Raw genomic sequence first — 18,380 nt, 5'->3', positions numbered from 1 at the left:
CCGTTTTGTGAACACCTTTTACTAAAGGATGTTCACATTTCAGTACGCGCCGTCGCCGCGGTTACGCGGCAAGTGTTCACCGTTCTCGATGAGTATCCGGATGTTCTCGGCACCGGCCGCCAGGCTCGTCGCTCTTCCGCAAGCCCGGGACAGCCCGGATCATCGGTTCGAAGAGGCAGCACTGCCACTCGCGAATGTTCGCACCACGCGCGGATTTCGCGACGCCGCGGCGAACGGGCCCCGCGGAGTATCCGCTCAGGCGGCGGCGCGGGCCGACCGCAGCGCCGTTGCATACCGCTCGAGCAGGGGCGCGACCCCGGCGTAGGAGTACCTGAATACCGTGCTCCAAGGCGTGATCTGACCGTTGCGGACCGCTGGGAGGGTGCGCCACAACGGTTTTCCGGCCAGGGCGTCGGGTTGCAGGGCATTGGACCGGCCGTCGAGCAGGATCAGATCGGCCGGGTACTTGTCGGCATTCTCCCAGCTGAGGCTCTCGTAGAAGCCTTGGCTGTCGACGCGTTCGGGCACGATCAGCTCCACTCCCAACTCCTGGAGGTATCGCAGGTCGGCCGAGGCGCGCGGATCGGAGACGTAGAACGTGTCCGGCCCCGCGGAGGCCGCCAGCACGCGCAGGCCGGGCCGCTGCGCGACCGCGCCCCGCACCGCCTGCCCCGCCGCGGTGAACCGCGCCCGTGCCCGCGCGACCGCCGGGGCGCCCGGATCGCCGCCCAGCGACGCGGCCAGTTGCTCGTACCGGCCGATCGTCACCGGCAGCGGCTGCCTCGCCACCGCGATGGCCGCGATATTCGGATTGATCGACTCGATCTTCGAGCGGCTGTCGTCGGGGACGTACCAGAGCTGGTCCGCCGTATACGTGTCGGTGACCAGCAGATCTGGCTCCAGAGCGGCGTACTTCTCCAGCGGGAAATCGCCCCAGGCGTTGCCGAGCACCGTGAGCCGGTCCAGGTCCAGATCTCCGGCCAGTTCGGATTTCGCGCCGTCCGCCGCCGTCGCGTCCCCGAACACCCCGGCGATCCGACGCGCCACGCCGTAGTCCGCCAGTGCCGCCGCCGAACCCGTGAAGGCGACCACGCGGCCGGGAATCCCGTTGGCGCGCAATTCCTTACCGCGATCGTCGGTGAACGACCAGGCGCCGAACCCGGTCGCGTCTTCCGGCGCGCGCCCGCAGGCGGCCAGCACCGCCGCGACGGCCGTGGCCCCGGCGGCCGCGAACAGGCCGCGGCGGGTCAGTGGCGTCGCCGAATCGACAGATCTCATACCCCGTCCTCCCTCGCGTCGGGCTGCGGTGGATAGGTCAGCCTAACCTAGTTTGCGACACCGCTACCTGTCAGCTATCGACGGGCTATCGACTCAGCCGTGGAACGGATCGATATCCGCACCCGGCAGCCACGAATTGCCGGGCCGCGTCCACTCGCGCCGCTTCACCACCTTGCGCGCGGCGCGCTGATTGCGGCCGACGAGGCGCTCCAGATAGAGCTTCCCGGCCAGGTGGTCGGTCTCGTGCTGCAGGCAGCGCGCCAGATATCCCGTGCCCTCGACCTGTGTCGGAGACCCTTCGACGTCCACGCCGGTGACCCGGGCCCAGTCGGCCCGGCCGGTCGGGAACCATTCCCCCGGCACCGACAGGCAGCCCTCGCCGTCGAGATCCGGATCAGGCATCGTCTCCGGGATCGCCGACGTCTCGAGCACCGGGTTCACCACGTAGCCCCGATGCCGCACGCCGTCGTCGATCAGGTCGTAGACGAAGACCGCCCTCGGGTCGCCGATCTGATTGGCGGCCAGGCCCGCACCGTTGGCCGCGGTATTGGTCTCGAACAGGACGTCCACGAACTCGGCGAGCTCGCCGTCGAAATCGGTGACGGGAACGGCCGGTGTGGTGAGCCGGGGATCTCCGGCGATGAGGATCGGTCGCACAGGCATGCGTCCGAGAGTACTCAAATACGAGTAGTCGTGTCAGACTGAGGGGGTGAACGAGACCCGGCTCTTCGTCCTCGCCGCGCTGGCCAGGCGCGGCCCCATGCACGGCCACCAGCTGCGCCGCGACGCCCGGCTGGACCGCGCCGACCTGTGGTCGCGGGTGAAGCCGGGCTCGCTGTACGGGGCGCTGCACCGCATGAGCGACGAGGGCCTGATCCGGCCGCTGCGCACCGAACAGCCCGGCGCCCAGCCCGCGCGGACGGTCTACGAGATCACCGACGAGGGCCGGCGCGAGCTGCGGGCGCTGCGCGACGAGGCCTTCACCGACGTCGCCATCCGCCCCGACCCCGTCGATCTGGCGCTGGCGGTGAGCGCGGACCTGGATCCCGAACTGCTGCGCGGCTATCTCACCGACCGCATCGCCGCCCTGCGCGCCCGCGCCGCCGGGATCGAACACCAGCTGGACCGCCGCTGGCCCGACCAGAACACGGTCGACGACCTCGTCGTCGATCACGCCCGCCTTCGCATCCAGGCCGAGATCGACTGGCACGAAAAGGTTCTCGCCGACATCGACAAGCTGGACGTGCCGCGCTGAGCAATCCCGGGCGGCCGCGCAGGCCTCCGCGGTCACCGCCCACTTCGCCACCGCCATACTCCCCCGTCGCCTTCCGCACCCGCATGGCTTACGTGCTCCCCCGGCGACGCCGCACCGATCCGCGGGTTGTCGGTACTCTCGTCTCCATGGCCGCCGTGATCTTCGAAGACCGTCGCCCGGAAAACTATCTCCAGCGCCTCGCGGATTCCGCCATCGGTCGACAGTACAAGCGGATCGCGCTGGAACAGCTGGACATTCGTGCCGGCGAGACCGTTCTCGAGCTGGGCTGCGGCCGGGGAGCGGACCTGGAGGCATTCGCCGCGGCGGTCGGCGCCGAGGGTCACGTGATCGGATTCGACAACGACGCGGACGCCCTCGTCGAGGCGGCATCGCGAACAGCCACCTTGCCGCACGTCGAGTTGCGCCACGGTGATATACACGCGCTGGATCTCGCCACCGGCAGCGCGGACCGCGCCCACACCGACCGGGTCCTGCAGCACGTCGCCGAACCGGACACCGTGCTGCGCGAGGTCGCACGAGTCCTGCGGCCCGGCGGCACCGCGGTATTCGCGGAACCCGACTGGGACACGCTGATCATCGACCATCCCGACATCGGCGTCGCGCGTGCGTATACCCGGTTCGTCGCCGAGGTTGCCGTACGACACGGGCACATCGGCAGGCGCCTACCCGCGCTCGCCACCGCCTGCGGATTCGATGTCCGTGACGTCCTGCCCATCACCGCCGTCTTCCGCGACGCGCATGCCGCCGATCAGGTCCTCGGATTTCAACGGGTAACCAGCCGAGCGGTCGACGCCGGTTATCTCACCACGGAAGCCGCGGACCGATGGCTCGCCCATCTGTCCGCCGAGCCCTTCTTCGGCTCGGCGACGCTATTCATCGTCGTCGCCGAGCGCGCCACCGGAACACAACCTTGACCTCTAGCATTGTTCAGGTTCAATACTCGTGACATGAACCTCGATGACGAGCGGACCATCCGGGCCGCGTTGGCGGAATACACCGACCTCTGGATCCGCCACGAGATGGACGAGTGGGGCAGGTTCTTCACCGAGAAATCGGATTTCATCACCCACCGCGGCCTCTGGTGGCGGACCCGCCAAGAGAACGTGGCGGGCCACAAGGACGCCCCGGCCTCGGTGATCTCCCAGAAGCGGAGCTACACCCAGGAAATCGTCGACATCCAGGAAATCGCCCCGAACGTCGCCCTCGTCCACACCACATGGACCTGGCCCGACCACCACCTCCCCGGAGCAACCGCCCCCGAAGACCGCCACGGTCTGATCACCCTGGTCCTGGTCAAACACACCGACACCTGGCTCATCCGAGCCGCCCACAACACCAGAATCAACGGCCTCGACGACTTCACCCCCACCGACCCGACGGCCGGAAACTGACGACCCATGTGACCCCTTCCTCGAATTGGATTGCACTGCACGGTTTCCCACTCAGCGACTCCGTCCGATCAGTAGGTACGGCCAGAGTCCGGCTTGATGTGTCGCGCTTCGACCAGGGTTCGGTAGGCCGCGCGCTTACGCGGGCAGTCCTCCTGGCGGCAAGCACGGTGTTGCTGCATCGCCGCGTGCGCCTGCGGCACCGTGAACGGCCGCCCCGGCGCGGTGTGCGTGTAGGCCACGAACTCGAGGGTCTGGATGGGACCCTCGTCGTCGTCCTCGTCCAGCTCGCCGCGCACCACCACCCCCACCACGCCACAAAAGATCACCACGAGCCCGATCAGCACCGACCAAACGGCCGCGCTACTCATGCCTCCCCCACTTGGCAGGGAAGCACCGCCCACCGAGCGAAACTCATTCTCGGAGTCGCGGTTTCAACATCCACGATGGACATCAACGCGTGGAGCTGCATCACATCCAGGTGGCAGGGTGACGGCGTGATCACCGCATCGACATCGGCGTCACGCACCTGATCGACCAGCGGCAGCACCGAGGGCTCAGGCCAGTACAGGCGATAGCCGAGCCGCCGCGCGAGCTGGCGGATCCGGGCGTTCTCCCACTCCCCCCACGGGCTGATGGTCGGGTCGACCCACGCGAACGCTGTCGGATTCTCTCTCATCGCCCCCGCTGCCTCCACTCCGTTGTCGGAAGGCGCCCACCGCCGGGGAGCCGGAATCGGGGTGTTGGCTACGGCTCGGCGGCGGGGCCTGAATCAGACGCTAAGAGCGGGTCTCGATTCCACCGGGTACATTCCGTACCCCGTACCAGGTGGCTACGCTTCAAGATTGACGGGGCAGTCTGACGGAAGGCGTACACCGTGGACGGCGGAGAGGGCTTGGCGATCGGCCATCGAATCAAGCTGCACCGTGAGCGCGCGGGAATGTCGCGGCCCGTGCTCGCGGGACTGATCGGCAGGTCTGCCGAGTGGTTGAAGGCAGTCGAGAACGGCAGGCTGCAGACTCCGAAGCTGCCGCTGCTGCTGAGAATCGCACAGGCTCTAGAACTCGAGGACCTGGCCCAATTGACCGGTAACGGCCACGCGGTGCCGGTGGCGGTTTTCGCGGGCGAACGGCACGCGGCTCTCGCAGAAGTCCAGGCTGCGCTAACGGGCATCCATTTCAACGCGCCAAGCCACGCGGCGAGTGTGCAGCACCTTGCAGAGCGGCTGAGGGCTGCGTGGAATGTCCGGCATTCGAGCCCGGACCACCGTACGCAACTCGGAGCGTTGTTGCCCGGACTGATCAGGGACGCACAGAGCGCGGCACGCGTGCAGGGCAGCGACCGGCGGGCGGCGAGGAAGATCCTGGCGGGGGTGTATCAGCTGGCCGACTTCTACGTCGCGTATCAGCCTGCGCCGGAACTGGTCTGGATGGTCGCCGACCGCGGTCTGAGCGAAGGCTACGAGACTGACGACCCGTATGTGATCGCGTGCAGCGCTTGGGCGATGGTGCAGGCGCTCCGGGATTCCGGACGCTGGGACGAGGCGATCAGTCTCGCCCAGGATTCGGCGAAACGCCTTGCGCCGTATATCGATCGGGACAGCACGTCCGATGATTGGCGAGGAATCGCAGGGGCGCTGGATGCAGAGATCGCGTACGTTCACGCGCGGCGCGGCAGGCACGGTGAGGCATGGCGTTACTGGGAGCGCGCCGACCGGATGGCGAAGAAGCTCGGCCCCGCATACCGCCATGTACAGACATCGTTCTCGGTGCCGGTGATGGGTGCGCACGCGGTGACGCTGGGTGTCGAGCTGCGCCGACCCGGTGAGGCATTGCAGGCGGCGCAGGCGTTCGATGCAGACCAGATCATCTCGGTCCCGCGGCGCAGCCGACATTTCATCGAGGTGGCTCGAGCACACGGCGTTCGTGGTGAATCGACCGCAGCGTTCGCGATGTTGTCGAAATCGGAACAGACCGCGCCCGAGACAATCAGATACAACGGGTTCGCACGAGACATGCTGCTCGGATTGCTGAAGTCGCCGCCGTCCGGGATGCGGATGGATGTGCGAGAGCTGAGTCGCCGAGTCGGCTTGGCGGCGTAGGCACAGCCGGCCCCTTCACGAACCAACAAACGACCCGCGCTCAGCTTCCGGAGCGCGGGCCGTTCTGTGTCACCTCCATGTCACAATTCGCGCCGCCCGGGGTGTTCGCCAGTATTCGCCGATGTCCATAACACCAGCTCATCGCACGCCACGCACATACACGCACACCACCGGACGGCCAACTCTCGTCCGAAAGTTTGATTCACCAGTCTTCTTCGACCGGTATTGTCAGGAGTGAAGTTAGGTTACCCATAGTTGTGTTCGTGGAGGCGAGGAAGCGGGATCATGCCGGAGACCAGGACATCGTCGGAGAGCGTGCCGTTCTCCGCGCAGATCCGCAGCGCTACCGAGCGGCAGCATGCGGATGCGGAGAATTCCCCGTTCATGAGCGATATGCTCGGCGGCGCCCTCGGCGTGGACGCGTTCTACCGCTATACCGGGCAGCTGTGGCATGTGTACCGCGCGCTCGAGGCGCAGTGGGACGTGCTCGCCGAGGATCCGGTCGCCGGTCCGTTCATCCGCCCCGAGCTGGCGCGGCTGGCCAATATCGAGGCCGATCTGGCGCATTTGGGCGGACCGGCCTGGCGCGAGGATCTCGATCCACTGCCGTCCACGGCCAGCTACGCCGCGCGGGTCGAGGAGTGCGCGCGGACCTGGCCCGGCGGCTATGTCGCGCACCACTACACCCGCTACCTCGGCGACCTGTCCGGCGGCCAGGTGATCCGCGGGACCGCCGAGAAGCTGTGGCAGCTACCGAAGCGCGGCGACGGGGTGCGGTTCTACGTGTTCGACCAGATCCCCAACCCCGCGGCGTTCAAGCGCGAGTATCGCGTACTGCTCGATCAGCTCGCCGTCGACGATCTCGAGAAGCAGCGCGTGCTCGGCGAGTGCCAGCGCGCCTTCGCGCTCAACACCGCCCTCTTCGCGGACCTCGCCGCCGAATTCCCGGTGCGGCGTCAGGGCTGATTTTCGCCGAATCATCATTAGCCAGAAAGTTGCCAACACACCGCACGGCTACCCGAAAACCGTTGACACACATACCGAACAGCGCCCAACGTGGTGACACGACACACACCACGCGGGGCGCCGTCAGGTTGCGAGCCCAGCCGGTTCGCCGCTAAAGTTACCCATCAGTTAGGCACGAAGGTGTTCCTACCCCGGCCCAACTTCTGTTAGCGGGCCGCATCTTTCACGTCCGCATCCACCGACGAATGTCGGACGAGCAGCGTCGCAGTACAGGCGAGACGCGTTGTGCGACAACAGGTTCGACAGGCAGGAGGGGCGATGGTTTCCTACATCGTGACGGGTGGCACGGGATTTCTGGGACGGCGAGTGGTGCAGGGGCTGCTCGAGGACAATCCCGGCGCGGTGATCCACGCGCTGGTGCGCGAGGCCTCGGCCGCCAAGCTCGCCGAACTGGCCGCGACCTGGAACGCGCAAGACCGGGTCTTCCCGCTCATCGGCGATCTGTCCGCGGAAGGCCTTGGGTTGCAGGACGATCCGCCGACCGCCGAGCACGTGGTGCACCTGGGCGCGGTCTACGACATGACCGCCGACGAGGAAGCCGCCTACGCCGCCAACGTCACCGGCACCCGTGAGGTCATCGCGCTGGCAACCCGGCTCGGCGCCGTACTGCACCACGTGTCGTCGGTCGCGGTCGCGGGCGACCACCGCGGCAAATTCTTCGAGGACGATTTCGACCTCGGCCAGAATCTGAACTCCCCCTATCACCGCACCAAATTCGCGGCCGAGAAACTGGTCCGGGAGTCGAAGGGGCTGCGCTGGCGGGTGTATCGCCCCGCGGTCATCGTCGGCGATTCGCGCACCGGCGAGATGGACAAGATCGACGGCCCCTACTACTTCTTCCCTGCCATCGCCCGGCTGGCGGCCCTGCCGTCCGAACTGCCGCTGCCGCTGCCGGATCTGGGCGCTACCAATATCGTCCCCGTCGACTATGTCGCGGCGGCGATGGTGCGTCTGATCCGCCGCCCCGGACTGCACAAGCGGACCTTCCACCTGGTCAATCCCGACCCGCAGCCGTTCGCGGAGATCTACGCCGCCCTCGCCCGCGCCGCTGGTGCGCCGACGGGCCTCGGCGTGCCGGGCAGCCACGCCGCGCTGCGGGCCCTGGCACACCTGCCGGGCGCGACCCAGATCCGGGATCTGCTGTCGCAGCAGGCGGGAATCCCCGCCGAGGTCGCGCCGCACGTGTCGTTCGAGTCGGAATTCATCTCCGATTCCACCCGCTCCCGGTTACGCGGCCTGCCGGTGCCGTCTTTCGACTCCTATGCCGCCAGGCTCTGGGAATACTGGAGTGCGCACCTGGATCCGGACCGTGCCCGCCGCGGCGAGAGCGGCGATCCGCTGCGCGGCCGCATCGTGCTCATCACCGGCGCCTCCTCCGGCATCGGCCTCGCCACCGCACATGCCGTAGCCCGCCGCGGGGCCACCGTGCTGATGGTCGCCCGCAACCTCGACGAACTGGAGGCGGCGGCCGCCGCCGTGCGCGCCGAAAGCGGTGCGGCGCAGGCCTATTCGTGCGACATCACCGACGAGAAGGCGGTCGAGCTGCTGGTCAAGCAGGTGCTGGCCGATCATCACCACATCGACTACGCGGTCAACAACGCGGACCGCTCGATCCGCCGCTCGGTGCTCGAGTCCACCGATCGGATGCACGATTTCGAACGCACCATGGCGGTCAACTACTTCGGCGCGGTGCGGCTGATCCTGGCGCTGCTTCCCGCGATGCGCGAGCGGCGGTTCGGGCATTTCGTGAACATCTCCTCGATCGCGGTGCAGACCAAGGTGCCGCGTTTCGCCGCGTACGTGGCGAGCAAGTCGGCGCTGGACACCTTCAGCGATATCGCCGCCGTCGAGAACGCCGATGCCGGAATAACATTCACGTCCGTGCGCATGCCGCTGGTGCGCACGCCGATGATCGCGCCGACCGAGCTCTACCGCTCGATCCCGGTGCACACGCCGGACCAGGCGGCCGCGATAGTCGTGCGCGCCCTGGAGCAGCGTCCGGCCCGAATCGACACGCCCATAGGCACTTTCGCGCAACTGGTGGATACGGTGCTGCCCTCGGTGAAGAAGGCCGTCTTGCACCAGGGCTTCCGCCGGTTCGGCGAATCCCGTGCGGCGGAACGGAGTACGGAGGCCGCCGATCATGTCGAGGTCCGCAGTCCACTGCTCACCCTCGCACCGATAGTGCAGCCGCTCATGAGCCTGCCCACCCCCGCCGCCCGGATCATCAACCGAATCCCCGGGCTGCACTGGTAGTCCGGCCACCGGAACGCACTCAACTAGATACGTACTCGTAGCTACTATTGACTAGCTACGGTTGCGTATCTACACTTGCGGCGTGAACGTTGCCAAACCCGCGAAGCCCCGGCGCAGCACCGACGATCTGATGTCCGCGTGCCGCGCGGCCGCCATCGCCGAGGTGTGCGAGGTCGGGCTCGGCCGGTTGACGATCGAATCGGTCGCGCGCCGCGCCGGGACCGCCAAGACATCGGTGTACCGGTACTGGACCACGGCCGAGGAGCTACTGCTCGACGCGCTCGCGCACGCGCATCCGGTCGAGGTCCCCGCACCGGCGGGTGGCCGGTTGCGGGAGGACCTGCTCCGCTCGCTCGAGCAGTTGAATGCCTGGCTGTCGTCGAAGGCCGGTGCGGCCGCCGCCGCGGTCATCGCCGAACGCTCGCGTCGCCCGGAACTCGTAGCGGCGCTGTACGAGCGGGTCTTCGACCCGCGGGGCGGCAGGTTCACACGCACGGTGCTCGAACACTACGCACGCCTCGGCGATATCGATGAACGACTGCTGTCGCCCGTCGTGGTCGATATCGCCGAGGCGCTGGTGATCAAGCACCACATCGATACCGGGCAGCTGCCCGACCGGCGGACGCGGGAAGCCATCGTCGACCAGGCGCTGCTGCCCGCGCTCGGCCTGCCTCGCACAAAAGAAGAGAGCTCATCGTGACCGAACCAGCACCGATCGCCGTCCACCCGGACTGGACCGATACCTGCGCCACCTCGCGCACGACCCTGACCACGCACCTGTGGACCGCGCCGCCGCTGCGGCGAGACTCGCCGATCCACGACAAGGCCTTCGCGGCGCTGCGTGACCTGCGTGCCGACCTCGTCCGGTTCCTGCCCTGGTTCTCCCAGCCGCGCGTCAGCGTGGCCGAGCTGTATCCGCCCACCGACACCGAGACCTTCTGGAACTTCGAACTGCTCGATCCGTTCGTGGAGGACTTCGTCCACGCCGCCGAGGGGCGCCCGATCGTCGCCGATTTCGCGACGATCCCGACGTGGATGTTCGTGACCCCCGAGCCGGTGGCGATCGCCGAGGACGCCGACGAGATCCACTGGGACTACGAACAGGGCTCGGAACTGCGCGACGACACCCTCCAGGAGGTCGCCGACTACTTCTTCCGGGTCGCCAGCTGGTACATCGCCGGTGGGTTCACCGATGAACTCGGCCGCCGTCACGAATCGGGGCACCACTATCGGTTCGCCTACTGGGAAGTGCTGTGCGAGCCCGATATCGGCCACCGGCTTCCACCGGAGCTGTACACCCGCCTGTACGACGCGATCGTCGACCGACTGCGCCCGCTCGACCCCGACATGAAGTTCATCGGGCTGTCGCTGTCCCACGTCCACCACGAGCCCGAATACTTCTGGCATTTCCTGGATCCGGCCAACCACCGCCACGGCATCCCGGTGGACGCGATCTCCTATCACTTCTACGCCTCGCCGGAGATCGTCAACCCCTTTGCCGCCGAAGGCAATCCACCGTATGCGCACTGGCGCGATGTCTTCTTCGCCCAGGCCGACGGCTTCGTCGAGCAGGTCCGCTACATCGAGTCGATCCGGCGGCGACTCGCGCCGGATACCGCCACATTCGTCAACGAGGTCGGCACCTTCACCCCCGACCTCATGAATCCCGCCCCCGACATTCCCTCCGAGTACTGGCACCTCAGCGCCGCCGTAGGTTCCTACCTGTGGGCGCGCCTGACCGAACTGGGGATCGATCTGCTCGGCATCGCGGAGTTCATGGACTATCCGGGCATGATCCCCGGCACGACGCTCCTCGACTGGGAGACCGGAGCGCCCAACGCACGCTACGAGGCGCTGGCCCTGCTGCTCGCGCACTTCCGTCCGGGCGACCGTCTCGTCACCACGACCACGGGAGTCCCCGGATTCCCCGACGCCCGGGTGCACGCGCAGGGATTCGTCACCGCGTCGGGAGCGCGAAAGTTGCTGCTGGTCAACAAGACCGGGACAGCTCTCACCGTCGATACAGGTTCCTGGAGCGCGTCCGCACAGGTGTCGCGGACCGGCTCACCGACCCCGGAGGCCGTGGGGCCGAACCCAATCGTCGTGAGCGCCTTCGACATCGCGGTGATCACCGACTGACGGCGCCGCTCGCCGCGCGGGCAACCGCCGCGAGACGGTCGCCGCATCCGGTCGGGGCGGTGCGGCCCGGATCGATCATTCTGCTGCATGCCATGCACCAGTCCGTCGCTGCACCAGTCCGTCGCTCGTAGGGCTATCGGTTCGGCGCGGTATCGCAGTTGCCCGGTAGCTGAGTCCCAGCGGGCCATCCGCGAATTCACCCGCCGGTAGTAGCGTCGTCCAGGGACGTCTGCCAGAGTCGTCCTATGAAGGCTTGTCATCGCGTCGGTGCGTTACTCGCGACCGCGCTCGCGACACTCGCAGTGGCCGGGTGCGGTGAATCCGGCGACAAACCGCCGCCGCCGGTCGCGGGAAATTCCGCGGTGCCGCTCGTGTCGACGAACGACTTGCCGCGCGCGCACCCGGGAGAGGTGCATCTGTTCGGCCTCAACGACCTACACGGCAACCTGCAGTCGCCGACCGGGAGCAACGGCCACATCGCCAGTTACCCCGCGGGAGGCGCGGCCTACCTGGCCGCCCATCTCGCCCGGCTGCGGGCGGCGTATCCGGACAGCGCCGTCCTCGCCGCCGGTGACAACATCGGCGCCAGCCCGCTGATGTCCGCGCTCTTTCACGACGAGCCCACCATCACGTTCCTCGATTCGATCGGTACGGCGGCCTCCTCGGTCGGAAATCACGAGTTAGACGACGGCGTATTGGAATTGGCGCGCCTGCAGCAGGGCGGGTGCGCCTGGGACGGGTGCTCCCCGGGAGAACCGTTCACCGGGGCCGAGTTTCCGTACCTGGCCGCCAATGTCACCGACGGCAGCGGACAGCTCCCGCCCGGCCTGCGGCCCTCCACGATGCTCGAGGTGGGCGGCCACAAGATCGGCGTGGTCGGCGCCGTCACCTCCGACACCGCGAATATCGTGATGCCCGAGGGGATTCGGGGTTACACGTTCGGCGATCCGATCGACGCCGTGAACAAACAGGTCCCGCGGCTGCGCGCGGCGGGCGCGGAAGCCGTGGTGGCACTGCTGCACGACGGCGGCGCACAGCGAACCCACGGTGCACCGCTGGACTACAACGGATGCGCCGACATCACCCCCGGCGTCACCGCCCTCGCCGAACGCACCGATCCGGCGGTGCGCGTCCTGATCACGGGGCACAGCCACCAGGCCTACAACTGCAGCATCGGCGGCAAGGTCATCACCCAGGCCGCATCCAACGGCAGGCTGATCACCGATATCGCACTGCGATTCCACGACGGAACCGTCGACGCCACCGCCACCAACCGCGTCGTCACCCGCGACATCACACCCGATCCGGACACCGCCCGGCTCGTCGATTTCTTTGCCGCCCAGTCGCGGCCGCGGGCTGAGCGGGTCATCGGCACCGCCACCGCGCCGCTGCCCAGCGAACCCGCGCCGCCCGGCGACTCGCCGCTCGGCGACCTCATCGCCGACGCCATGCTCACGGCCATGGCGCCGGATCAGGCCGTCGCCGCGTTCATGAATCCCGGTGGCGTCCGGGCGGATCTGAGCGGCGGCGCCATCACCTACGAGCAGGCCTACACCGTGCAGCCGTTCGGCAATCAGATCGTCACCGTGCGGCTGACCGGCCAGCAAATCCTGGAACTGCTGGAACAGCAGTGGGACAACGCCGACAAGCCCGGGGTGCTGTCGGTCGCCGGGATCACCTACTCCTACGCCGACGCCGCCCCCGCGGGCCGGAAGGTCGCCGCCGATACCGTCCGGATCGGCGGGCAGCCACTGAATCCCGTTGCCGCCTACCACGTTTCGACCAACAACTTCCTCGCCTCCGGGGGCGACGGATTCAGCGTGTTCACCCGCGGCACCCGGGCAGCGGTCGGCCCGACGGATCTCGATGCCCTCGAGTCCTATCTGCGGACTCGCGGGGCGGTCGAGCCTCCGCCGGGCCGGATCGAACGCCGCTGACCGCGACCTACAGCCGGGAGGCGGCGAAATCGGCGGCGGCGCCGGTGAATCCGGCGTACACGTTGTGCGCGCCCGGGTTCAGACCACCACCGCAGACGGGGTCACCGTCGGCGCAGTAGTTCGCGGTCCGCCACAGGTAGGGCTCGGGTACGACCCAGCCGATCAACCGCAGCGGATCACCGAACAGCAGCACCGACGACACCCGGGAACCGAGACTGCCGTCCAGGCGGACCGCACCGGGAATCCCGTTGGTGATTCCGGTGCCCAGCGCCGTGTGCACGACAACCGCGCCCTGCGAATACCCTGCCAGGATGAACCGCTGGTCAGGGCAGACCGCGGACTGATGGGCAAGGTGCGCAACGAGATCCGCGCTCCCCTTGCCCACCGAGAACACATCGGTCAGATCCGCCGGATAGTTCACGGGATAGGCGCTCACGCTCACCGGTAGCCGGTCCCAGACCGCGTCGTAGAGCGGATCACCGAGTCCCGTGCCGAGGTATCCCGGCTCCCCGGTTCCCCTGGCCACCACCAGATCCACGTCCGCGCACCAACCCGCGCTCGCCCGTGGAGCGGGATGCAGCACGCCCACCAGTAGTAGCAACGCAGCGAATATCCAAGCGATACGCCACTTTCCAGACAGCAACACCTTCCGGTCGCTCATCTTCCTCACCTGCTCACGCCGTTGTGAGAGGCCGTACTGACTGTTGTCAGAGACTATTGTCTTCGGCCAGCTATGCGACCCAAGGTAAGGAGAGAACCGGGTGGCGGCAACGAAGTCTGCCGGAGAGATACCCAATCGCCGCGCGCCGACGTGCGCCGGTGAGATTCGTTATAGGGCAGCAACTTCAAGGCAACGAACCCGACAGTCCGTCACCTGCCGCCCGGAACTCACTGCCGGGCGGCCACCGCCGCGCAGGCATCCAGGAGGACAGGCACGAACGCGTCCGCCTCGAGCGCGCACGCCGCGTGCCCCGCGCGAGCCAGGAAGATCTCCGCTCCCGGAATGAGTTTCGCCATCTCCAGCTGCCGATACACCGGCAGCGCGCGGTCGTGGGTCGTGATGACGACGGCCGTGGGGACCTGCAAGGTCGGCAGCCAGTCCGACGAATCGAACCGACCCAGCTCCGCGATGGCCTGCGCGATGGCCCAGCCGCTGGTACTGCGCAGTTCCGCCATCGCCCACCGGTCCATGCGGCCGGTATCCCAAGTGCGCAGCGGGATTTCGGGTAGTCGGCGCGCGGCCAGCGTGACCCGCCGGGTCACCGTCTGCGACAGGCCGCCCATCACGGCTCCCATGGCGCGGTGGAACGCCCGCTCGCGCCACTTCTCCTGGAAGCGGTAGGTGGTGGCGCACAGGACGATACCGCCGAAGCGATTCGGATGACGGTGCGCCGCAAGCTGAGCCACGACGCCGCCCATGGAATATCCCGCCAGGATCGGCTTCTCGACGCCGAGCAGGTCGGCGACCGCCACCACGTCGTCGGCCAGATCATCCAATTTCCATTGCGGCGACCGTATTCCGTGCCCGTGCCAGCGCTGGTCGTAGAGCACCACCCGGTAGTGCTGCGACAGCTCCTCGAGCGCCGGAAACCAGTTGAGCATGGCCGTCGTGACAACACCGTGCAGCAGGAACACGGTCGGCGCGTCTACCGGCCCGGGGATGTCCACCAGATAGGTGCTGCCGCGCTCCGGCAGCTCCACCATGCGTCCCGCGGGCGCCTCGGTCACCCGTGAGACCCGCCGCCCGAAGCGGCGTATCGGCCGCCGGGACCCGCCTGCCGCCGGCTCGCCGTCCACCGATACCAGGTCCGGGTTCCCCATCGAATGCCTCCTGGCGGAGCAAAGTAGAACACGTTTCACTACATGATGCCACAGCGCGGCACGTCACCTCCCGATGGCTCCCTGTACGCCTTGTGACTGAGAGTTGCCCGACGCGTCGACCGGCCGCCGATGCGGAGACGCGGCGTCAGGAGCAGGCGTCGATGGTGGTTGTCGTCGCCATCGGGACCGGCGCGGGCCGGGCGGCGGGTGGCGGCGCGGGAATGTCGTAGAGCCTCGCCTCGGTGTGCCGTATCTCGCCGGAATTCACCTCGATCCCCGGAACGCGGACCTGATGCCCCTCGACATCGGTCACCAGGGCGGTGAAGGGCCCGGGGCCCGCGCCGGAGATCGACCAGTAGTTGTCCATACCGCGGGTGAGCGTCACACCGGCGCCGCCCGCGTCCGGGCGAATCTCCACGCGGCTCAACGGGTTTCCGGCATTTCCGAACAGCAGCCCGAGCCAGTGCGCCGACGACCCGTCCTTGACCCGATAGACCAACTCCGGAATCGGGACCGGGTTGCGCACCCGGCGCAGCTGGATCGGCGCGACCCCGGAACTTCGGTCGGCGATCCGGGTGAAGGCCGCGGTGCTCAGGTCGTACTGTCCCGGAGCGCATCCCGGGCAGCGGTCGACGATCTGTGCCCGCACCGACCCGAGCGGGCCCTCCAGTTCGACCAGGGCGCCGCACGCCGCGCTGCCCGCGTACTCCTCGGTCGGCACGCCGATATAGAAGCCGTCCAGCGGCAGCTCCGGAAACGAACAGGCCACGCCCTGATTGAACGAGTAGTACCGGGCCTCCCCCGGCTGCGCCGGATCGCGCTGCTCGACGGGCGCAACCAGCTGCGGCACAGTGATACTCGGCAGCGGCGCCGGTGGTGCGGGCCGCGCCGCCGCGCCGGGCGAGGTCCGGCAGACGGCGGGCTCAGGTCTGGACACCCACAGTGCGGCCGCTACCACGACCCCCACTGCCAGCGCCGTGAACAACCACGGCCGCGCGGCACGGATGTGTTGCTGCTGTGTTACCCGATGCATCGTCCAAGCCTCCGGTTCCTTTCGCCACTTACCTCACAGCAAAGCAGCACGGCCCGGCACAACGGACTCGAATCGCGAACTCGGAGTGGAAAACTCGGCGTGTCTGCGGCGTGTCAGGGGATCAGGACCGCGGCGCCCGCAAACCTTCCGTGTGCGAGATCGGTCAGCGCCCGATCCGCCGCGGCCAGCGGATACGGCTGCACGGTGACGTCGAGGCGATGCTCGGCGGCGAACGCCAGGAATTCGCGGGCATCCGCGCGGGTATTGGCGGTGACCGAGCGAATCTCCCGCTCCTGGAACAGATGCCGCTGATAGTTCAGCGCCGGAACGTCGGTCAGATGGATGCCCGCGACGGCCAGCACGCCGCCCCGGTCGAGCGCCTCGAGCGCGGGCGGAACGAGACCGCCGACCGGGGCGAACAGGATCGCCGAATCCAGCGCCGCGGGCGGCGCGTCGGCGGCGCCCTGCGCGGAGGCGGCGCCCAGCTCGAGGGCCAGTTCCCGCGCCTTCGGGTCGCGCGTCATGACATGCACCTCGGCGCCCCAAACGAGCGCCACCTGCGCGGCGAGGTGAGCGCTGCCGCCGAATCCGTAGATGCCCAGCCGCCCGCCCGGGGGGAGCGCCGCCCGCTGCAGCGCGCGATAGCCGATGATCCCCGCGCACAGCAGCGGGGCCAGTTCGGCATCCGCGTAGCCCGGGGGCAGCGGATGCGCGTAATCGGCTGGCACGGTGGTGAATTCGGCGTACCCGCCGTCGGCGTCCCAGCCGGTGTAGCGGGAGCCCGGGCACAGGTTCTCCGCGCCGCGACGGCAGAACTTGCACTCGCCGCAGGTGTGCCGCAGCCACGCGATGCCCACCCGGTCGCCGACGGCGAACCTCTCCCCCTCGCCAGGTCCGAGCGCCGCCACCTCGCCGACCACCTCGTGCCCGGGCACCACGCCCGTACGACGCACCGGCAGATCGCCCTCCGCCACATGCAGATCCGTGCGGCACACCCCGCACGCCAGCACCCGCACCAGCAGCTCACCCGCGCGCGGCTCTCGGATCGGCGCCCGCACCCGATCCATCGGCCGCCCGTCGATCGGGCCGGGGCGCAGCACCCGCCACGCCGTCATCGCGCCGTCCTGCGTACTCACTGCCGCACCTCTCCGCAGATCCTCGCCATCAAGATTAGTGCAATCGAACATATTTTCGACTCTCGAGCTATCCTCGTCCGCATGGTCAGCTCCCGACACGAGGCGATCCACCGCATCTTCCGGCACGACCCGGGCGTCTTCGCCCGCGCCTTCCGGGGCATGGACCTGCCACTCCCCGAGCCCGTGGCGGTCGACCTGATGCCCACCGACTTCACCGAGATCGAACCGCTCGAACACCGGGTTGACGCGCTCCTGCGCATCGATACCGCCGAGGGCGCATTCCTGCTACTCGTCGAGGCGCAGAGCCGCGACGATCCGGACAAACCCGCGGCCTGGGCGTACCACCTGGCCCATGCCCACAGCAAATACGGGCTGCCCGTCATCCTGCTGGTCGTCTGCCACGACAAGGTGACCGCGCTGTGGGCGGCCCGACCGCCGATCATCGGGCTGCCGATGTGGCCCAGCCTCACCGTGCAGCCCATGGTGCTCGGCCCGCACAACCTACCCGTGGTCACCGACACCGAGACCGCCGCCGCCGATATCCCCTCGGCCGCGCTCTCGGCCGTCGCACATGCCAGGGAACCGTGCATCGGTGACATACTGCAGGCGCTGGCCACCGCGCTGAAGCAGGTCACCGACGAGGAGGACCGGGCCATCCTCGCCGAACTCACCGAACTCGGCCTGGGCGCCACCCCGGCCGCCCAGATCTGGAGGCAGTTGATGACCGACCTGTCGTTCTTCCGCTCGGCGAGTTCGCAGATGCTGCGCGACGAGGGGCGCGTCGCCGGTATCGCGGGCAGCATCCTGCGCATCCTCGACCATCGCCACATTCCGGTGCCCGACAGTGCCCGGGATCGCGTCGTCGACTGTGACGACCTCGCGCTCCTCGAGACCTGGCTCGACCGCGCCATCGACGCCGAGTCGATCGACGAGGTGTTCGCCACCGGGTCGTAGCCGCCGATTCACCCGCTCCCGATCGGGTAGCACGT

General features: G+C 68.2%; 18 protein-coding genes. 10 read left to right on the top strand and 8 right to left on the bottom strand.

The window, feature by feature from the left end:
* Nucleotides 1-255: 255 nt before the first annotated feature.
* Together ACYVLQ_RS29920 and ACYVLQ_RS29915 are read right to left on the bottom strand one after the other, a co-directional pair.
* Nucleotides 256-1,278 carry an ABC transporter substrate-binding protein gene (locus tag ACYVLQ_RS29920; protein WP_460700886.1) on the bottom strand — a complete coding sequence of 341 codons (1,023 nt, stop codon included), beginning with the start codon at nt 1,276-1,278 and terminating at the stop codon, nt 256-258.
* Between the two features lie 93 nt (nt 1,279-1,371).
* Nucleotides 1,372-1,941, bottom strand: a complete 570-nt coding sequence (locus ACYVLQ_RS29915) for a peptide deformylase (protein WP_460700885.1) — start codon at nt 1,939-1,941, stop codon at nt 1,372-1,374.
* 46 nt (nt 1,942-1,987) lie between these two features.
* On the opposite strand from ACYVLQ_RS29915, the gene ACYVLQ_RS29910 reads away from it, so the two are divergent.
* From ACYVLQ_RS29910 to ACYVLQ_RS29900, 3 genes are all read left to right on the top strand, one after another.
* Nucleotides 1,988-2,533: a PadR family transcriptional regulator gene (locus ACYVLQ_RS29910; protein WP_460700884.1), complete on the top strand. Its 546-nt coding sequence runs from the start codon at nt 1,988-1,990 to the stop codon at nt 2,531-2,533.
* Between the two features lie 146 nt (nt 2,534-2,679).
* The gene (locus tag ACYVLQ_RS29905; protein ID WP_460700883.1) at nt 2,680-3,468 is read left to right on the top strand and encodes a methyltransferase domain-containing protein; all 789 of its coding nucleotides are present in this window, start codon (nt 2,680-2,682) and stop codon (nt 3,466-3,468) included.
* 33 nt (nt 3,469-3,501) lie between these two features.
* Nucleotides 3,502-3,945 (top strand): SgcJ/EcaC family oxidoreductase, encoded by a 444-nt coding sequence (locus ACYVLQ_RS29900; protein ID WP_460700882.1) that lies wholly within the window; start codon nt 3,502-3,504, stop codon nt 3,943-3,945.
* A 68-nt stretch (nt 3,946-4,013) separates the two neighbouring features.
* Here ACYVLQ_RS29900 and ACYVLQ_RS29895 read toward each other — a convergent pair whose 3' ends face one another.
* Nucleotides 4,014-4,313 carry a hypothetical protein gene (locus ACYVLQ_RS29895; protein ID WP_460700881.1) on the bottom strand — a complete coding sequence of 100 codons (300 nt, stop codon included), beginning with the start codon at nt 4,311-4,313 and terminating at the stop codon, nt 4,014-4,016.
* A complete protein-coding gene (locus ACYVLQ_RS29890) occupies nt 4,310-4,621 on the bottom strand; it encodes a hypothetical protein (protein WP_460700880.1) in 312 nt (103 codons plus the stop codon). The genes ACYVLQ_RS29895 and ACYVLQ_RS29890 overlap by 4 nt, the downstream gene beginning before the upstream one ends.
* Nucleotides 4,622-4,819: 198 nt before the next feature.
* Between ACYVLQ_RS29890 and ACYVLQ_RS29885 the strand changes: the two genes are divergently transcribed.
* The 6 genes from ACYVLQ_RS29885 to ACYVLQ_RS29860 all read left to right on the top strand — a co-directional run bounded on the left by ACYVLQ_RS29885 (nt 4,820) and on the right by ACYVLQ_RS29860 (nt 13,401).
* On the top strand, nt 4,820-6,043 hold the full coding sequence (locus ACYVLQ_RS29885) for a helix-turn-helix domain-containing protein (RefSeq protein ID WP_460700879.1): 1,224 nt from the start codon (nt 4,820-4,822) through the stop codon (nt 6,041-6,043).
* Nucleotides 6,044-6,328: 285 nt separating this feature from the next.
* A complete protein-coding gene (locus ACYVLQ_RS29880) occupies nt 6,329-7,009 on the top strand; it encodes a biliverdin-producing heme oxygenase (protein ID WP_460700878.1) in 681 nt (226 codons plus the stop codon).
* Between the two features lie 318 nt (nt 7,010-7,327).
* A complete protein-coding gene (locus tag ACYVLQ_RS29875) occupies nt 7,328-9,325 on the top strand; it encodes an SDR family oxidoreductase (protein ID WP_460700877.1) in 1,998 nt (665 codons plus the stop codon).
* Nucleotides 9,326-9,407: 82 nt separating this feature from the next.
* Nucleotides 9,408-10,025 carry a TetR/AcrR family transcriptional regulator gene (locus tag ACYVLQ_RS29870; RefSeq protein ID WP_460700876.1) on the top strand — a complete coding sequence of 206 codons (618 nt, stop codon included), beginning with the start codon at nt 9,408-9,410 and terminating at the stop codon, nt 10,023-10,025.
* Nucleotides 10,022-11,464, top strand: coding sequence for a hypothetical protein (locus ACYVLQ_RS29865; RefSeq protein WP_460700875.1), 1,443 nt, complete (start codon nt 10,022-10,024; stop codon nt 11,462-11,464). The genes ACYVLQ_RS29870 and ACYVLQ_RS29865 overlap by 4 nt, the downstream gene beginning before the upstream one ends.
* Before the next feature lie 371 nt (nt 11,465-11,835).
* Complete coding sequence (locus tag ACYVLQ_RS29860; RefSeq protein ID WP_460700874.1) at nt 11,836-13,401, top strand: bifunctional metallophosphatase/5'-nucleotidase; 1,566 nt, start codon at nt 11,836-11,838, stop codon at nt 13,399-13,401.
* Between the two features lie 7 nt (nt 13,402-13,408).
* On the opposite strand, the gene ACYVLQ_RS29855 is transcribed toward ACYVLQ_RS29860, so the two are convergent.
* The 4 genes from ACYVLQ_RS29855 to ACYVLQ_RS29840 all read right to left on the bottom strand — a co-directional run bounded on the left by ACYVLQ_RS29855 (nt 13,409) and on the right by ACYVLQ_RS29840 (nt 17,370).
* The gene (locus tag ACYVLQ_RS29855; RefSeq protein WP_460700873.1) at nt 13,409-14,062 is read right to left on the bottom strand and encodes a cutinase family protein; all 654 of its coding nucleotides are present in this window, start codon (nt 14,060-14,062) and stop codon (nt 13,409-13,411) included.
* Between the two features lie 227 nt (nt 14,063-14,289).
* The gene (locus ACYVLQ_RS29850) at nt 14,290-15,222 is read right to left on the bottom strand and encodes an alpha/beta fold hydrolase (RefSeq protein ID WP_460700872.1); all 933 of its coding nucleotides are present in this window, start codon (nt 15,220-15,222) and stop codon (nt 14,290-14,292) included.
* A 145-nt stretch (nt 15,223-15,367) separates the two neighbouring features.
* Nucleotides 15,368-16,255: an expansin EXLX1 family cellulose-binding protein gene (locus ACYVLQ_RS29845; protein WP_460700871.1), complete on the bottom strand. Its 888-nt coding sequence runs from the start codon at nt 16,253-16,255 to the stop codon at nt 15,368-15,370.
* Between the two features lie 113 nt (nt 16,256-16,368).
* The gene (locus tag ACYVLQ_RS29840; RefSeq protein WP_460701020.1) at nt 16,369-17,370 is read right to left on the bottom strand and encodes a zinc-binding alcohol dehydrogenase family protein; all 1,002 of its coding nucleotides are present in this window, start codon (nt 17,368-17,370) and stop codon (nt 16,369-16,371) included.
* Nucleotides 17,371-17,472: 102 nt separating this feature from the next.
* Between ACYVLQ_RS29840 and ACYVLQ_RS29835 the strand changes: the two genes are divergently transcribed.
* Entirely contained in the window at nt 17,473-18,345 is an 873-nt protein-coding gene (locus tag ACYVLQ_RS29835) for an RpnC/YadD family protein (protein WP_460700870.1), read from the top strand.
* The last annotated feature ends 35 nt before the right edge of the window (nt 18,346-18,380 follow it).

The sequence above is a fragment of the Nocardia thraciensis genome (assembly GCF_054782435.1).
This window is presented reverse-complemented; position numbering and strand designations above follow the sequence as displayed.

What these genes read in the sequence shown, in the direction of transcription:
- ACYVLQ_RS29840 (WP_460701020.1), bottom strand. Translation starts at nt 17,370, where the DNA reads ATGACGGCGTGGCGGGTGCTGCGCCCCGGCCCGATCGACGGGCGGCCG.
- ACYVLQ_RS29915 (WP_460700885.1), bottom strand. Translation starts at nt 1,941, where the DNA reads ATGCCTGTGCGACCGATCCTCATCGCCGGAGATCCCCGGCTCACCACA.
- ACYVLQ_RS29900 (WP_460700882.1), top strand. Translation starts at nt 3,502, where the DNA reads ATGAACCTCGATGACGAGCGGACCATCCGGGCCGCGTTGGCGGAATAC.
- ACYVLQ_RS29880 (WP_460700878.1), top strand. Translation starts at nt 6,329, where the DNA reads ATGCCGGAGACCAGGACATCGTCGGAGAGCGTGCCGTTCTCCGCGCAG.
- ACYVLQ_RS29905 (WP_460700883.1), top strand. Translation starts at nt 2,680, where the DNA reads ATGGCCGCCGTGATCTTCGAAGACCGTCGCCCGGAAAACTATCTCCAG.
- ACYVLQ_RS29835 (WP_460700870.1), top strand. Translation starts at nt 17,473, where the DNA reads ATGGTCAGCTCCCGACACGAGGCGATCCACCGCATCTTCCGGCACGAC.
- ACYVLQ_RS29920 (WP_460700886.1), bottom strand. Translation starts at nt 1,278, where the DNA reads ATGAGATCTGTCGATTCGGCGACGCCACTGACCCGCCGCGGCCTGTTC.
- ACYVLQ_RS29875 (WP_460700877.1), top strand. Translation starts at nt 7,328, where the DNA reads ATGGTTTCCTACATCGTGACGGGTGGCACGGGATTTCTGGGACGGCGA.
- ACYVLQ_RS29890 (WP_460700880.1), bottom strand. Translation starts at nt 4,621, where the DNA reads ATGAGAGAGAATCCGACAGCGTTCGCGTGGGTCGACCCGACCATCAGC.
- ACYVLQ_RS29845 (WP_460700871.1), bottom strand. Translation starts at nt 16,255, where the DNA reads ATGCATCGGGTAACACAGCAGCAACACATCCGTGCCGCGCGGCCGTGG.
- ACYVLQ_RS29895 (WP_460700881.1), bottom strand. Translation starts at nt 4,313, where the DNA reads ATGAGTAGCGCGGCCGTTTGGTCGGTGCTGATCGGGCTCGTGGTGATC.
- ACYVLQ_RS29850 (WP_460700872.1), bottom strand. Translation starts at nt 15,222, where the DNA reads ATGGGGAACCCGGACCTGGTATCGGTGGACGGCGAGCCGGCGGCAGGC.
- ACYVLQ_RS29855 (WP_460700873.1), bottom strand. Translation starts at nt 14,062, where the DNA reads ATGAGCGACCGGAAGGTGTTGCTGTCTGGAAAGTGGCGTATCGCTTGG.